The 13,696-nt window shown below is 74.2% G+C and carries 14 protein-coding genes and 1 pseudogene; 6 read left to right on the top strand and 9 right to left on the bottom strand.

Annotated elements, in window-relative coordinates:
- The first annotated feature begins 115 nt into the window (after positions 1–115).
- Positions 116–1,315, top strand: a complete 1,200-nt coding sequence (locus tag C2142_RS32580) for a metallophosphoesterase (RefSeq protein ID WP_174315802.1) — start codon at positions 116–118, stop codon at positions 1,313–1,315.
- A gap of 12 nt (positions 1,316–1,327) precedes the next feature.
- Here the strand turns inward: C2142_RS32580 and C2142_RS32575 are convergent, their stop codons facing one another.
- Entirely contained in the window at positions 1,328–3,559 is a 2,232-nt protein-coding gene (locus C2142_RS32575) for an MMPL family transporter (RefSeq protein WP_148646402.1), read from the bottom strand.
- A gap of 88 nt (positions 3,560–3,647) precedes the next feature.
- Entirely contained in the window at positions 3,648–3,917 is a 270-nt protein-coding gene (locus C2142_RS32570) for a hypothetical protein (protein WP_148646401.1), read from the bottom strand.
- A gap of 210 nt (positions 3,918–4,127) precedes the next feature.
- Here C2142_RS32570 and C2142_RS32565 point away from each other — a divergent pair, with 210 nt between their 5' ends.
- Both C2142_RS32565 and C2142_RS32560 read left to right on the top strand, forming a co-directional pair.
- Entirely contained in the window at positions 4,128–5,195 is a 1,068-nt protein-coding gene (locus C2142_RS32565; protein ID WP_148646400.1) for a Ku protein, read from the top strand.
- A gap of 43 nt (positions 5,196–5,238) precedes the next feature.
- The gene (locus C2142_RS32560) at positions 5,239–5,517 is read left to right on the top strand and encodes a hypothetical protein (protein ID WP_148646399.1); all 279 of its coding nucleotides are present in this window, start codon (positions 5,239–5,241) and stop codon (positions 5,515–5,517) included.
- Positions 5,518–5,600: 83 nt separating this feature from the next.
- Here C2142_RS32560 and C2142_RS32555 read toward each other — a convergent pair whose 3' ends face one another.
- Complete coding sequence (locus C2142_RS32555) at positions 5,601–6,989, bottom strand: NADP-dependent succinic semialdehyde dehydrogenase (RefSeq protein WP_148646398.1); 1,389 nt, start codon at positions 6,987–6,989, stop codon at positions 5,601–5,603.
- 123 nt (positions 6,990–7,112) lie between these two features.
- Positions 7,113–7,394 (bottom strand): DUF6158 family protein, encoded by a 282-nt coding sequence (locus C2142_RS32550; RefSeq protein WP_241002909.1) that lies wholly within the window; start codon positions 7,392–7,394, stop codon positions 7,113–7,115.
- A gap of 146 nt (positions 7,395–7,540) precedes the next feature.
- On the opposite strand from C2142_RS32550, the gene C2142_RS32545 reads away from it, so the two are divergent.
- The 3 genes and pseudogenes from C2142_RS32545 (at position 7,541) to C2142_RS32535 (ending at position 10,061) form a co-directional block, all read left to right on the top strand.
- On the top strand, positions 7,541–8,146 hold the full coding sequence (locus tag C2142_RS32545; protein WP_148646397.1) for a metalloregulator ArsR/SmtB family transcription factor: 606 nt from the start codon (positions 7,541–7,543) through the stop codon (positions 8,144–8,146).
- 60 nt (positions 8,147–8,206) lie between these two features.
- Positions 8,207–8,545 (top strand): annotated as a pseudogene (locus C2142_RS42055) (MFS transporter); the annotation flags it as partial.
- A 514-nt stretch (positions 8,546–9,059) separates the two neighbouring features.
- Positions 9,060–10,061: an adenosine deaminase gene (locus C2142_RS32535; protein WP_148646396.1), complete on the top strand. Its 1,002-nt coding sequence runs from the start codon at positions 9,060–9,062 to the stop codon at positions 10,059–10,061.
- On the opposite strand, the gene C2142_RS32530 is transcribed toward C2142_RS32535, so the two are convergent.
- The 5 genes from C2142_RS32530 to C2142_RS32510 form a co-directional block, all read right to left on the bottom strand.
- Positions 10,034–10,642, bottom strand: a complete 609-nt coding sequence (locus tag C2142_RS32530; RefSeq protein ID WP_148646395.1) for a dihydrofolate reductase family protein — start codon at positions 10,640–10,642, stop codon at positions 10,034–10,036. The genes C2142_RS32535 and C2142_RS32530 overlap by 28 nt on opposite strands.
- A gap of 62 nt (positions 10,643–10,704) precedes the next feature.
- Positions 10,705–11,319 carry a vitamin K epoxide reductase family protein gene (locus C2142_RS32525; RefSeq protein ID WP_148646394.1) on the bottom strand — a complete coding sequence of 205 codons (615 nt, stop codon included), beginning with the start codon at positions 11,317–11,319 and terminating at the stop codon, positions 10,705–10,707.
- Positions 11,316–12,188 (bottom strand): thioredoxin domain-containing protein, encoded by an 873-nt coding sequence (locus tag C2142_RS32520; protein ID WP_148646393.1) that lies wholly within the window; start codon positions 12,186–12,188, stop codon positions 11,316–11,318. The genes C2142_RS32525 and C2142_RS32520 overlap by 4 nt, the downstream gene beginning before the upstream one ends.
- A gap of 109 nt (positions 12,189–12,297) precedes the next feature.
- The gene (locus C2142_RS32515) at positions 12,298–12,957 is read right to left on the bottom strand and encodes a hypothetical protein (protein ID WP_148646392.1); all 660 of its coding nucleotides are present in this window, start codon (positions 12,955–12,957) and stop codon (positions 12,298–12,300) included.
- Between the two features lie 87 nt (positions 12,958–13,044).
- Positions 13,045–13,518, bottom strand: coding sequence for an SRPBCC family protein (locus C2142_RS32510; protein WP_148646391.1), 474 nt, complete (start codon positions 13,516–13,518; stop codon positions 13,045–13,047).
- Positions 13,519–13,696: the final 178 nt, after the last annotated feature.

The raw sequence follows: 13,696 nt of genomic DNA, 5'->3' as shown, positions 1-13,696 counted from the left end.
GGGCAGGTGAAAAGATGTCGCGGAAAGCTCAAATCTGAGGCATCGTCAGGCCCTTCGGGGCCCCTCGGGGCCCGCCGCGGGAGCCGGGCGGCGGGCCGTCCATACTGTCCGCGTGATGATCGTCCTCGTGCTGCTCGGCCTGCTCGCCGTCCTCGCCGTCCTGGCCCTCGCGCACTGGTACCTCTGGCGGCGCCTGGTGCGGGACGTCTCCGCGCCCGGCGGCCCGTGGCGCCGGGCCGGGACGGTCCTCGCCGTCGTCCTGCCGCTGCTCGCGGTGGGCGCGCTGGCCGGCGGACGGAAGCTGCCGATGTCCGCCGAGCGCTGGCTGGCCTGGCCGGGCTACCTCTGGCTGGCGGTGCTGCTCTACCTGCTGATGGCGCTCGCCGTCGGCGAGGCCGCCCGGCTGCTCCTGCTCCGCCTCCCGCGCCGGCGGTCCCCGGCGTCGCAGGAGGCCCCGGCGGCCGGCGCGCCGACGGACACCGCCCCCTCGCCCGAGCGCCGGCTCTTCGTCGCCCGTACGGTCGCGATCGGCGCCTCCGGCGCGGCCGCGGCCGTGGTCGGCAACGGCGCGTACGGGGTGCTGCGCGGGCCGCGGCTGAAGCAGGTCACGGTGCCACTGGCCAAGCTGCCCGCCGGTGCGCACGGCTACCGGATCGCCGTGGTGAGCGACATCCACCTCGGGCCGATCCTCGGCCGCGGCCACACCCAGCGGATCGTCGACACGATCAACGGCGCCCGGCCCGACCTGATCGCCATCGTGGGCGACCTGGTCGACGGCACCGTGCCCGAGCTCGGGCGGGCCGCCGAGCCGTTGGCGCAGCTGCGGGCGCGCGACGGCGCGTACTTCGTCACCGGCAACCACGAGTACTTCTCCGGCGCCGCGCCCTGGGTCGACTTCGTCCGCGAACTGGGCGTCCACCCGCTGCAGAACGCGCGCGTCGAGCTGCCCGGATTCGACCTGGCCGGGGTCAACGACCTCGCCGGGCGCTCCGAGGGCGACGGCCCGGACTTCGCCAAGGCGCTCGGCGACCGCGACCGCGCCCGCACCTCGGTGCTGCTCTCGCACCAGCCGGTGACCATCCACGACGCCGTGCGGCACGGCGTCGACCTCCAGCTCTCCGGCCACACCCACGGCGGCCAGCTCTGGCCCGGCAACTACCTCGTCGAACTGGCCAACCCCACCGTCGCCGGGCTGGAGCGGTACGGCGACACCCAGCTGTACGTGACCCGCGGCGCCGGGGCCTGGGGCCCGCCCGTCCGGGTCGGGGCGCCGTCCGACATCACCATCGTCACGCTGGCCTCGCTGCGGGCCTGAGCGCGCCCGGGCTCAGACCTGCTCGCCCTCGCCCTCGGTGTCGATGTGCGGCAGCACCCTGTCCAGCCACCGGGGCGTCCACCAGGCGGCGGGACCGAGCAGGGTCATCACGGCCGGCACCAGGAGCAGCCGCACCACGGTGGCGTCGATCAGCACACTGACGGCCAGCCCGAGGCCCATCATCTTGATGACGATGTTGTCGCTGACGATGAAGGCGGCGAAGACGCTGACCATGATGAGCGCCGCGCAGCTGATCACCCGGGCGGTGATCTCCAGGGCGTGGGCGACGCTGCCCCGGCTGTCCCCGGTGCGCAGCCACGCCTCGTGCACCCGGGACAGCAGGAAGATCTCGTAGTCCATGCTGAGGCCGAAGACGATGGCGAACATCATCATCGGCACGTAGCTCTCGATCGGCACGGTGCCGGAGACCCCGAGGGCGGGCCCGCCCCAGCCCCACTGGAAGACCGCCACCAGCACGCCGTACGAGGCGGCGATGGAGATCAGGTTGAGCACGGCGGCCTTCACCGCGATCAGCAGGCCCCGGAAGACCACCAGGATGATCAGGAAGGCCAGGCCGACCACCACGGCGATGATCGGCAGCAGGCGTTCGGCGACGATGTCGCCGAACTCGACCTGGGCGGCGGTCGTGCCGGTGACGTAGGTCTTCGCGCCGGTGCCCGCCACGGCCTTCGGCAGGACGGTGTCGGCGAGGTCGCCGACCAGGTCGGTGGTCTTCTCGTCCTGCGGCCGCTGGGCGGGGGTGACGGTGTTGAAGAGCACGTCGCCGTCGGAGCTGGTCTGGAGCGGGGTGGAGCCCGCCGCGTCGGGCAGGCCGGTGAGCGACTGCTGGACGGCGCTCTGCACGGCGGGCCGGGAGCCGGCCGGGACGGCGCTCTGGTCGACGACCACGGTGATCGGGCCGTTCGAGCCGGGGCCGAAGGCGTCGGACATCAGGTCGAAGGCGCGCCGGTCGGTGAACGAGACCGGGTCGGCGCCGTCGTCGATGTGGCCGAGCTGGATGGAGAACAGCGGGACGGCGAGGACGCCGACGACGATCACCCCGGCCGTCAGGAACCACCAGGGGCGGCGCTCCACCCGCTGGGCGTAGCGGTGCCAGGTGCCGGTGATCTCCTCCCCGGGCGCGGCCCCGGTCTCGGCGACCGGCCGGTGCACGGTCCAGCGGTCCATCCGGCGGCCGATCAGTCCCATCAGCGCGGGGAGCAGGGTCAGTGCGGCGAGCACGGCGGAGACCACGGTCACGCCGGCGGCGGCGCCCAGTTTGGCGATGAAGTTCACCCGCGAGACGGTCAGGCCGGCCAGGGCGATGACCACCGTGCAGCCGGAGACCAGCACCGCCCGGCCGCTGGTGGCCACGGCGTGCCCGGCGGCGGTCACCGGGTCCCTGCCGTCCATCAGGCTCTGCCGGTGCCGGGTGAGCAGGAAGAGGGCGTAGTCGATGCCGACCCCGATGCCGATCATGGTCGCCAGGGTCGGGGCCACGGTGGCGAAGGTGGTGGCCGCGGCCAGCAGGCCCAGCAGTCCGAGCCCGACGACGGCGCCGATCAGGGCGGTGACCAGGGGCAGGCCGGCCGCGATGACACTGCCGAAACCGATCAGCAGCACGATGACGGCGACCCCGAAGCCGATGAGCTCGCTGACCCGGTCGTCGGCCGCCGGGCGCGCCAGCTCGCCGAGCGGGCCGCCGTACTCCACCTGCACCCCGGCGTCCCGCAGCGGGGCGACGGCGGCGTCCACCCCGTCGAGGTACTCGTCACCGAGGGTGGTGGGGTTCACGTCGAAGCGGAGCGTGATGTAGCCGGTGAGGCCGTCCGCGGCGAGCGGGCCGCCGGGCGGGGCCGGCTGGCCGGCCGGGGGCAGCGGGCTCTGCACGGACTGCACGTGCGGCAGCCGGCCCAGGGAGCCGACCGCCTGGTCGACCTGGCTCTGGAAGCCGGTCAGCGGCTGGGCGTCGTGGAGCACCACCTGGGCGCTGGTGCCGCCCACCGTCGGCTCGTGGGCCTGGAGGACGTCGCGGCCCTGCTGGGCCTGGGTCTTCGAGAGCGAGAAGTCGTCCGAGAACGTCCCGCCGACCGCGCGGTCGATCACCTGGACACCGGCCAGCGCGACCAGCCAGAGCACGAGGACGAGGACGGGGCGGCGTGCGCACCACTCGCCGAGGGCGCGCAGGGAACTGCGCCGGGCGGGGCGCGTGGCCTGGTCGGTGACACCGGGGGGCGACGCCATGAGGGCTCCTGGGGGAGGTGGCCACGCGGATTCACCCACGGCCGGGCAGCACGGTCGAGCCCCGATGCTAAGGAGCGGGCGGCGCCGATCAGGCCGGGGACACGCCCCGGTGCCCCGTTCGGCGGCGCGGACGGCGCGCGGCGGTTCCGGTCTCCCGCAGCGCCAGCAGGACGATCCGCCGGGCGTCCGCCGGCCGGCCGGTGAGGCGGGCGGCCAGCAGGCGCGGGATGTCGCTCTCCTGCGAGTACCCGGGCACCACGGTCACCTCCGCCCGCCGCACCCCGGGCTCCCCGGCCACGGCGTAGGTCACGGCGTAGGTGGTCCGGTCCGGGGGCGGGGGCACCCGAGTCGTCGGCATGGCACCTCCTCGCTCCGCCCGCCGATTGCTCCGCCCGCCGATTGCTCCGCCGGCCCGCTGCTCCGCTCGCCCATTGTCGCGCCGGCCGCCCCGCCCTGCCTGACCCGCCGGGGCGGGGCGGGGCGGGCGCGGGATCGTGTGGCCGATCGGGGTGAATCCGGGCAGAGTGGGAAATCTCCGGTAGGGGGAACTCCGGGAAGGGGCGACCCCATGCAGACCACCTGGAAGGGGACGATCAGCTTCGGGCTGGTCAGCATCCCCGTGCACCTGTACTCCGCCACCCAGGAGCACGACGTCCCGCTGCACCAGGTGCACGCCAAGGACGGCGGACGGGTGCGGACGAAGCGCTACTGCGAGCAGGAGGAGAAGGAGGTCCCGTACGCGGAGATCGCCAAGGGCTACGAGTCCCCCGACGGCCGCACCGTCACGCTGAGCGACGAGGACCTCGCCGACCTGCCGCTGCCCAGCAAGAAGATCATCGACGTGCTGGCCTTCGTGGACGCCGGCGAGATCGACCCGCTGATGTTCTCCAAGGCGTACTACGTCGGCGTGGCCGACAAGGCCGCGGCCAAGCCGTACGCGCTGCTGCGCGACGCGCTCACCGACTCCGGCCGGATCGCCGTCACCAAGATCGCGCTGCGCAGCAGGGAGTCCCCGGCGGTGCTGCGGGTCCACGACGGGACCCTGGTGCTGCAGACCTGCATCTGGCCCGACGAGGTGCGGCCGGCGGCCGGGATCGCACCCGAGGAGGAGGTGACCGCGCGGCCGCAGGAGCTGAAGATGGCGCGCTCGCTGATGGACACCCTCTCCGAGGACTTCGACCTCTCCCAGCTCCACGACGACTACCAGCAGGCGCTGCAGCAGGTCATCGAGGCGCGGTTGCAGGGCGTCGAGGTGCCGCACGAGGAGGAGTCGGGCGAGGCCCCGGACAACGTCATCGACCTGATGGAGGCGCTGCGCAGCAGCCTCAAGGAGGCCAAGGGCGGGCACCGGCGCGGCCACGCCGGGTCCGCCGCCCCCGGCTCCGCGGAGCCGGGGGCGGCGGAGGAGCCGGGGGAGAAGCCGGCGCCCCGCAAGCGCGCCGCCGCCGCGAAGCCGGCCGGGAGGAGCACGGCCGGCACCGGGAAGGCGGCGGCCACGAAGACCACCACGGCGCAGAAGAACAGCGCGAAGACCACGGCCGCGAAGAAGACCGCCGCGAACACGGCGGCCACGGACACGACCACCGCGAAGAAGGCCACCACCAGGAAGTCCGCAGCTCCCCGCAAGGCCTCGTGAGCTGCGTACCGGCAGTCCCCCCGACGTCCGGAGGCGAACCCAGATGGACCTGCTGACCTACAAGGACCTCGACAACGGTCCCGACGCGCCCCAGAACCCGGGCTGGGCGCACCGCGCCTGGCACGCCCTGCTCAGCCTCACCCCGACCGCCGTGGTCCTCCTGGTCGCGCTCTCGTTCGGCCTGGGAGCGATCGGGTCCCAGACCTCGTGGCGATGGCTGGTCCTCTTCAGCATCGTCTGGGGGGTGACCGTGATCGCCCTCGTCGGCATGATCGCGCGCTGGATGACGCCCGGACCGGGAAGGCACCGGACGGCCGGCTGACTCCTCCGGTGCCCGCCCGGCTCCCGGCCGGACGGGCACCGCGGGGAGCGGGCACCGGTACCGCGTCCGCGGGGGTACCGCCGTTACGCGACCCAGACCGTGGTCACGTTGCAGAACTCCCGGATCCCGTGGCCCGACAGCTCCCGCCCGAAGCCCGAGCGCTTGACCCCGCCGAACGGCAGCGCCGGGTGCGAGGCCGTCATGCCGTTGAAGAACACCCCGCCGGCCTGGATGTCGCGGACGAAGCGCTCCTGCTCCGCCGGGTCGTTGGTCCAGACGTTGGAGCTGAGCCCGAACGGCGTGTCGTTGGCGAGCGCCACCGCCTCGTCCACGTCGGCGGCCCGGTAGACGGTGGCGACCGGCCCGAAGGTCTCCTCCAGGTGGATCCGCATCGCCGGGGTGATGCCGGTCAGCACGGTCGGCTCGTAGAACCAGCCGGCGTCCAGGCCCTCGGGGCGCCGGCCGCCGCACTCCACCCGGGCGCCGTGCGCCCGCGCGTCCTCGACCAGCTCCTCCAGGTCGGTCCGCCCCTGCGGGCTGGCCAGCGGGCCGACCTCGGTCGCCTCGTCCATCGGGTCGCCGACGGCCAGGGCCCGCATCGCCGCGGTGAAGGCGGCGGTGAACGGCTCGTACACGTCCGCGTGCACGATGAAGCGCTTGGCGGCGATGCAGGACTGGCCGTTGTTCTGGGCCCGGGCCCGGACGGCGGTGCTGACGGCGGCGTCCAGGTCGGCGCTGGGGAGGACGACGAACGGGTCGCTGCCGCCCAGCTCCAGCACGGCCTTCTTCACCTCGTCGGCGGCGGTGGCGGCGACCGCCCGGCCGGCCGGCTCGCTGCCGGTCAGCGTCACCGCGGCCACCCGGCGGTCGCGGATCACGCCCTCGACCGCGCCGGAGCCGATCAGCAGGGTCTGGAAGCAGCCCTCGGGGAAGCCGGCCCGGCGGAACAGCTCCTCCAGCGCCACCGCCGTCCGCGGCACGTTCGAGGCGTGCTTGAGCAGGCCCACGTTGCCCGCCATCAGGGCCGGTGCCGCGAACCGCACCACCTGCCAGAACGGGAAGTTCCACGGCATCACGGCGAGCACCGCCCCGATCGGGCGGTAGCGGACGTAGGCGCGGGCGGCGCCGGAGTCGGCGACGTCGGCCGGGTCGGGGTGCTCGTCGGCGAGCAGCGCCTCGGCGTTCTCGGCGTACCAGCGCATGGCCTTCGCGCACTTGGCGGCCTCGGCGCGGGCGGCGGTCAGCGGCTTGCCCATCTCCTCGGTCATCGTGCGGGCGACGGACTCCCGGTCCTCGTCCAGCAGGTCGGCGGCGCGGCGCAGCAGTTCGGCGCGGTGCGCGAAGGAGGTGGTGCGGTAGGTGCGGAACGCCTCCTCGGCGCGGGCCAGCCGCTGTTCGAGGCCGGCGGTGTCCAGCGGTTCGAAGGTCTCCAGGGTCTCGCCGGTCGCGGGGTTGACGCTTGCGATGGGCATGGGTGGGCTCCCAGGTGTCCGCGGGGTTGTCGTGCCGGGTCTGCCTCCACCCTCGCCGACGCCCCGGCCCGGGGCACGCCATCGCCGCCCGGCGTGTCCCGCCGGGCGGCGCGGCGCCCGCCGTCACTCCGGCAGCGACTCCACCCGGGCCGCCGCCTCCCGGGCCCGTGCGCCGGCCCGGGTGCGGGCGGCGGTGACCTGCCGGCCGGGGAAGCGGTGCAGGTACTCCGCCTCCAGCTGCCCGGTCCGCAGGGTGTGGCGTTTCAGCGCCTCCTCCGACCCGTAGAGAAAGGTCTCGTGCCGGGTGCGGTGCAGCTGCTCCAGCTCGTGCAGCAGCGTGTCGTTGCCCAGGGCGTGCGGGGAGATGCCCTCGGGCCTGGTGTGCGGAGCTTCGGGGTGCCGCATGTCCACTACCTCCTCGGCGGGAAGCCCCCCGACTACCCGGTGCCCCGGGACCGGCACCGGTACACCCGCGCGGACCGGCTCGCAGATGGACAAGAGTTCTCGTACAACTATTATCGTACAAGGACTCTTGTCTATATGCTCTCGGCATGACCGACGAATCAGAAGCCCCGGCCGCCGCGCGGAGCGACGTCCGCCAGATCTCCGACTCCCGCGTCCTGGCCGCCCTCACCCACCCGGTCCGGCGCCGCCTGCTGGACGTGCTGAAGGCCGACGGCGCCGCCACCGTCGGCCTGCTGGCCGAGCGCACCGGCCAGGCCGTCGGCAACGTCAGCCACCACCTCAAGGTGCTGGCAGGCGCCGACCTGATCGAGGAGGCGCCCGAGCTGGCCCGGGACCGGCGTGAGCGGTGGTGGCGCCTGACCCCCGGGAACCTGCGCTGGGTGCGGGCCGACTTCGAGAACGACCCGGTCGCGGAGGCGGTCGCCGAGGCCGCGGGCTCGCTTCAGCTGGAGCGCCAGGCCGGCCTGGTGCGCGCTTGGCCGGCTGTGCGGTCGGAGTACGACCCGCAGTGGCACGAGGGCTGCGCCGTGGCCACCGAGACCTGGCTCCGGCTCACCCCCGAGGAGGCCCGGGAGCTCGCGGCCGACCTGGTGGCGGTCCTGGAACGGTGGGCCGCCCGGTCGGTGCCCGAGGACGGGCGGGAGCGGGAGTCCGTCTTCGCCTTCGCCCACAGCGTCCCGGCCCGGCCGTGAGGACGGCCCCCCGCCCCGGCCGGCACCCCGGCCGCCGCGCCGCGCCGCTCGCGGTGGGGCCTGCTGGCCCGGCGCGACTTCCGGCTGCTCTGGGCCGGCGAGAGCGTCAGCCGGCTCGGCAGCAGCATCACCTCGGTGGCGTTGCCGCTGGTCGCCGTGGTCTCCCTCGACGCCGGACCGTTGGCCGTGGGACTGCTGAGCGGCGCCGTCTGGCTCCCCTGGTTGCTGTTCGGCCTGCCAGCCGGCGTCTGGGTCGGCCGGCTGCCCCGGCGGTCCGTGATGATCGGCTGCAACCTCGCGTCGGCGGCACTGTTCGCGAGCGTGCCCGCGGCCGGCCGGCTCGGCGTGCTGACGATGGCCCAGCTGGTGCTGACCGCCCTGCTCACCGGGACCGCGGCCGTCCTCTTCGGCGCGGCCTACCAGGCGTACCTGCCGGAACTCGTCGACCGGGACGACCTGATCGAGGGCAATGCCAAATCTCCCTGCTGGTCGCCACCCCCTTTGGCCTGCTGCTGCCGGCGGCCGGGCCCGGTGCCCGGGTCGCCCTCTACGTGGTCGGGTCGGTCGTCATGGTTGCCGGGGCGGTCCTCTGCAACGTCGTGCTCGGCAGCTTCCGGCAGACGTACGCCCCGCCGGCCCTGCTCGGCCGGGTGGTGGCGACCTCGATGTTCGCCAACTAGGCCACCATCCCGCTGGGCGCCGTCGCCGGCGGCGGCCTCGGCGCGGTGCTCGGGCTCAGGGCCACGATGTGGGTCATGACCGGCCTGCTGGTGGCGTGCGGCGCCCTGCTGCTGGCGTCGCCGATGCGCACGGAGCGGGACTTGCCCTCCGGGCCGGCCGACGCCGGGCGGATCGTACGATGACTACTTCGTCCACCGTCGGTTCTCCCTCCCACAGCTCGGAACGATCGCCCATGCCGCTCCCCAAGGCCGAACTCCACCTGCACATCGAAGGCACCCTGGAGCCCGACCTCGCCTTCGCGCTCGCCGCGCGCAACGGCGTCACCCTCCCGTACGCCGACACCGAGGAGCTGAGCCGCGCGTACTCCTTCAGCGACCTGCAGTCCTTCCTGGACCTGTACTACGCGCTGATGGCCGTGCTGCGCACCGAGCAGGACTTCACCGACCTCGCCGACGCCTACCTGGCCCGGGCCGCGGAGCAGGGCGTGCGGCACGCCGAGATCTTCTTCGACCCGCAGGCGCACACCGCCCGCGGCGTGCCGCTGGGCGTCGTGGTGGAGGGCCTCGGCCGCGCGCTGGACCACAGCGAGGAGCGGTACGGCGTCTCCACCCGGCTGATCATGTGCTTCCTGCGCGACGAGTCCGCCGACTCCGCGCTGGAGACCTTCGAGGCCGCCCGGCCGTGGTTCGGCACCCGGATCACCGGCGTCGGACTCGACTCGGCCGAGGTCGGCCACCCGCCGGCCAAGTTCCGCGAGGTCTACCGGCTCGCGGCCGACGCCGGCCTGCACCGCGTCGCCCACGCCGGCGAGGAGGGCCCGGCCGGCTACATCACCGAGGCGCTCGACGTCCTCGGGGTGGAGCGGATCGACCACGGCCTGCGCTGCCTGGAGGACCCGGACCTGGTCGACCGCCTGGTCCGCGAGCAGGTCCCGCTCACCCTCTGCCCGCTCTCCAACGTCCGCCTCCGCTGCGTCGACACCCTCGCCGAGCACCCCCTCCCCGCCATGCTCGCCGCGGGCCTCCTGGTCACCGTCAACTCCGACGACCCGGCCTACTTCGGCGGCTACGCCGACGACAACTTCCGCGCGGTGGAGGAGGCCCTGAAGCTCGACCGCGAGGAGCTGCGCCTGCTCGCCGCCAACTCCTTCCGGGCGTCCTTCCTGGACGAGGAGCGCCGGGCGGCCCTGCTGGCCGAGGTGGCCGCCTACGAGTTCGAGCCCGGCGCCGCCTGACCGGCGCCCCTACGCCCGGCGGCCTCCCGGGCGTGGCGCAGGAGGACCACCCCGTTCGGGAAACGGCGGGTCTCCAGGAGGGTGAGGTCGTCGCTGCCGGCGGTGACGGGGAAGAGCGGGGTGCCGCGGCCGAGCCGCACGGGGTGGACGTAGAGGTGGTACTCGTCGATCAGGTCGTGGCGCAGGAACGACGCGGCGAGGTTGGCGCCGCTGAGCGCGAGGTCGCCGCCGGGTGCCGCGGTGAGGGCGCCGACGGTGGCGGGGGTGACCTCGCGGACGACGGTGGCGTTCCAGTCGGCGTGGCCGAGGGTGCGGGAGAAGACGGTCTTCGGCATCTCCCGCCAGATCCGGGCGAACTCGGCCGTCGGCGCGCTGCAGGCCGGGTCACGGTCGGCGGTCGGCCAGAAGCCCGCCATCAGCTCGTGGGTGACCCGGCCGCTGACGAAACCGCCCATCGGGGCGAGCTCGCGGTTGAGGTGGCGGTGCAGTTCGTCGTCGACGCGGTGCCAGCCGATGTCGTGGCCGGGGCCCTCGATGTAGCCGTCGAGGGAGATCGACATGAAGAGGACGACTTTGCGCATGGCGGCCTCGCCGGGGTCGTCGCCGCCCCCGGGCCGGTGCGGGCCCGGGGGCGGCGGGGAACTCAGACCAGAGTGCTCCAGTAGTACCAGAACCGGTTGAGGATCAGCAGGACGATCACCGCGTACCAGAGCGCCGGCACCACCCAGTGGTAGCGCGCGGCCTCCCGGACGGCCGGACGCAGCCGGCGCCCCACCGGGATCACGCCGGAGCGCAGGTTGTGCAGCGTGGTGTACCAGAACAGCGTGATCATCGCCGCCCACACCACCATGCAGTACGGGCAGAGCGCGCCGATCCGGTACAGCGCCTGGTACATCAGCCAGGTCACGAAGCCGATGCCGAAGACCGTCCCGGCCTGGAGGCCGAGCCAGAACCAGCGCCGGTACGCCGCCCCGGCCAGAAGCCCGGCGCCGATGGTGACGACGACGCCGAAGCCGACCAGTCCCAGCAGCGAGTTGGGGAAGCCGAAGGCCTCGGCCTGGTCGCTGCGCATGATCGAGCCGCAGCTGATGATCGGGTTGATGTTGCAGTTCGGGACGTACGACGGGTCCTTCAGCAGCCGGATCTTGTCCAGGGTGAGGACGGCCGAGGCGAACAGCCCGACCGCGCCGCCGATCAGCAGCAGGAGGGCGAACGGCCGGCCGGCGCCGTAGGTGCGCGCGGGCGCGCGGGAGGTCACCCGGTCACCTGCTTGACCATGGCGGTGAACTTCTCCGGCGTGACGGCCGCGCCGTTGGTGAACACGTCCAGCTTCTGGCCGTCCAGCCGCACCGTCGGGGTGCCGGTGACGCCGCTCTTGTCGAAGGCCTTGTTCACCTGGTTGGCCCACGGCGCGTAGGTGCCGTCCTGGACGGCCTTGACGAAGGCGTCCGTCTTCAGGCCCGGGACCTGCCCGGCCAGGTCGAGCAGGCGGTTGACGTCGGCGAACCCGTCGTTGCGCTCGTCCGGCTGGTTGGCGTACAGCACGTCGTGGAACTGCTTGAACTTGTCGACGCCCTCGTTCAGCGCCGCGCCGGCGGCGGCCAGCGCGGTGCGCGAGCCCTTGCCGCCGAGGCCCTGGTCCAGGAAGGTCGCCAGGTGGTACTCGATCTTGTAGGTGCCGGCGTCGGCGAGCTGCTGGATGGTCTTGCCGTTGGTGGTCTCCAGCTGCTCGCAGTACGGGCAGCGGAAGTCCTCGTAGATCTCCAGGGCGTGCGGGGCGTCGGCCTTGCCGTAGGTGATCACGGTGCCGTCGGCGCCGCCCGCGTTGGCGGGGGTGACCAGCGGGCCGTTGGCGGCCGCGTCCCCGGAACCGGAGGAGCCGCCGACGGCGAGGGCCGCACCGGCGGCGAGGGCGAGCACGGCCGCGGAGGCCGCGCCGACGATCGTCCGGCGGCGGATCCTCGCCGACCGCTCGGCGCGCTCGCGCTCCTCGCGCATCCGCTCGGTGGCGGCGCGGCGGGCGGCGTTGCGGGTCTGCTTCCCGGAGGCGGCGGGGCTCGCGGCAGTCGGGCTCCCGGAGGCGGTGGCCTCGGAGGTGGTGCGGGGGGTCTGGGGCTTCTTGCTCATGGCGGGGTGTCGTCCAGTGCTCTCGGTCCGGTGCTCCGCGTCGGGGAGCAGGGCAGGCGCGAACGCGCGCGGCGCGGCGACCGGCGGAGAAGCCGAACGGAACGGTTCCTCAGCAGGCCGGAGCAGGCACCGGCGGCCCGCGGCGGACCGCCGGGCCGAGCAGGACGGGCTCGGCCGGGACGCGGACCCGGCTGGCGCGCGGGAAGGGCGCCCGGGCCAACGGGCGGGCCGGGACGGGCGCGGCGAGCAGCAGCAGCCAGCGGCCGGCCGTCGGGAGGAACCGCCGGGTGAACTCGCCGAGGGTGTGCACCGAGCGGGCGAGGCCGGTCAGCGCGGAGTCGGCGCGGCGCAGCCAGAAGGCGGCGGCCAGCGCGATCGCGGTGTGCAGCGCGAGGAGCAGCAGCATGCCGGTGGACTCGGCCACTCCGTGGCCCAGCAGGAACCCGCCGAGCGAGCCGCCACCGCAGAGCAGCGGCTCGAAGCCGCGGGCGGAGCCGGGCGGCAGCGTGGGACAGGTCGTCTGGGCGAGGTCGAACAGGGCGCTCAGGCCCAGTTCCAGCGGCAGGAAGACCGCCGCGATCGCCGGGTAGCCGCGTTCGGAGCCCGCGAGGGCGAAGGCCACCGCGAAGACGGCGCCACCGGCCAGGGCCAGCGTGCCGAGTGGCAGCGGACGGCCGGTGACCAGCACCTGGCCGAGCCCGGCGAGCAGCACGACCAGCGCGGCGAAGACCGCCGCGCGGAGCGTCCTGAAGCCCGGGCCGTTGTTCATGGGAATCGAGTCTGCCACAGGTCGAACGGTGGACGACCGGGCCGAAGGTCCGTTGTGGGGAGCCTCACCACCGCCTCTGAGCTGGGCTTATGCGTCCTTTACGGGTTCGGTGGGCGGGCCCTGGGCGGCGGCGACCCGGGCCTCGACCAGCTGCCGGAAGAGCTCCAGGTCGGCCCGGACCGCGCGCTCGACCGCCCCGGCCAGGGCGAAGCCGCGCGGCCCTCCGAACACCTCGTGCACCGCCTCCGGGTCGTACTCGACGCGGATCTGCACCCGGGTGTGCTGGCGGTCGAGCGGGAGCAGGGCGAAGGCGCCGTGCAGGTCCAGGCCGTCCAGCGTCCGCCAGGCCATCACCCGGCCGCGGCCGTGGTCGGTGATCTCGGTCTCGACGCCGCGCTCGGTGCCGGCGATCTCCACCCCGAGGTGCGCGAGGTTGCGGCCGTGCGGATGGGCGCTGCGCACGCCGCCGAGGAAGCGCGGGTAGTCGTGGACCCGGTGAAGCTGTTCCCAGGCCGCCAGCACCGGGGCGTCGATGTCGATCTGTTCTTCGAGCGTGCTCATGGCGGGTCGGACCTCCTGGGCCCGGTCACCCGGACCCGGTTGCTGGGACCCGGTCGTTCCGGCGGGCGCCGCGCAGCTCCGCACGGGGCGCCGTCGCGCCGGGCACGCGTGCGCCGGGCACCTCCAGCGTGCGCCCGCCGGTGGCGGACAGGCAAAGCGCGGCGGGCTGCGCGAGACT

The sequence above is a fragment of the Streptomyces sp. CB01881 genome, assembly GCF_002953255.1.
GTDB lineage: Bacteria > Actinomycetota > Actinomycetes > Streptomycetales > Streptomycetaceae > Kitasatospora.
Note: the sequence above shows the minus strand (reverse complement) of the source record. Positions and strands in the feature narration are given on the sequence as shown.

What these genes read in the sequence shown, in the direction of transcription:
- C2142_RS32580 (WP_174315802.1), top strand. Translation starts at nt 116, where the DNA reads ATGATCGTCCTCGTGCTGCTCGGCCTGCTCGCCGTCCTCGCCGTCCTG.
- C2142_RS32575 (WP_148646402.1), bottom strand. Translation starts at nt 3,559, where the DNA reads ATGGCGTCGCCCCCCGGTGTCACCGACCAGGCCACGCGCCCCGCCCGG.
- C2142_RS32570 (WP_148646401.1), bottom strand. Translation starts at nt 3,917, where the DNA reads ATGCCGACGACTCGGGTGCCCCCGCCCCCGGACCGGACCACCTACGCC.
- C2142_RS32565 (WP_148646400.1), top strand. Translation starts at nt 4,128, where the DNA reads ATGCAGACCACCTGGAAGGGGACGATCAGCTTCGGGCTGGTCAGCATC.
- C2142_RS32560 (WP_148646399.1), top strand. Translation starts at nt 5,239, where the DNA reads ATGGACCTGCTGACCTACAAGGACCTCGACAACGGTCCCGACGCGCCC.
- C2142_RS32555 (WP_148646398.1), bottom strand. Translation starts at nt 6,989, where the DNA reads ATGCCCATCGCAAGCGTCAACCCCGCGACCGGCGAGACCCTGGAGACC.
- C2142_RS32550 (WP_241002909.1), bottom strand. Translation starts at nt 7,394, where the DNA reads ATGCGGCACCCCGAAGCTCCGCACACCAGGCCCGAGGGCATCTCCCCG.
- C2142_RS32545 (WP_148646397.1), top strand. Translation starts at nt 7,541, where the DNA reads ATGACCGACGAATCAGAAGCCCCGGCCGCCGCGCGGAGCGACGTCCGC.
- C2142_RS32535 (WP_148646396.1), top strand. Translation starts at nt 9,060, where the DNA reads ATGCCGCTCCCCAAGGCCGAACTCCACCTGCACATCGAAGGCACCCTG.
- C2142_RS32530 (WP_148646395.1), bottom strand. Translation starts at nt 10,642, where the DNA reads ATGCGCAAAGTCGTCCTCTTCATGTCGATCTCCCTCGACGGCTACATC.
- C2142_RS32520 (WP_148646393.1), bottom strand. Translation starts at nt 12,188, where the DNA reads ATGAGCAAGAAGCCCCAGACCCCCCGCACCACCTCCGAGGCCACCGCC.
- C2142_RS32515 (WP_148646392.1), bottom strand. Translation starts at nt 12,957, where the DNA reads ATGAACAACGGCCCGGGCTTCAGGACGCTCCGCGCGGCGGTCTTCGCC.
- C2142_RS32510 (WP_148646391.1), bottom strand. Translation starts at nt 13,518, where the DNA reads ATGAGCACGCTCGAAGAACAGATCGACATCGACGCCCCGGTGCTGGCG.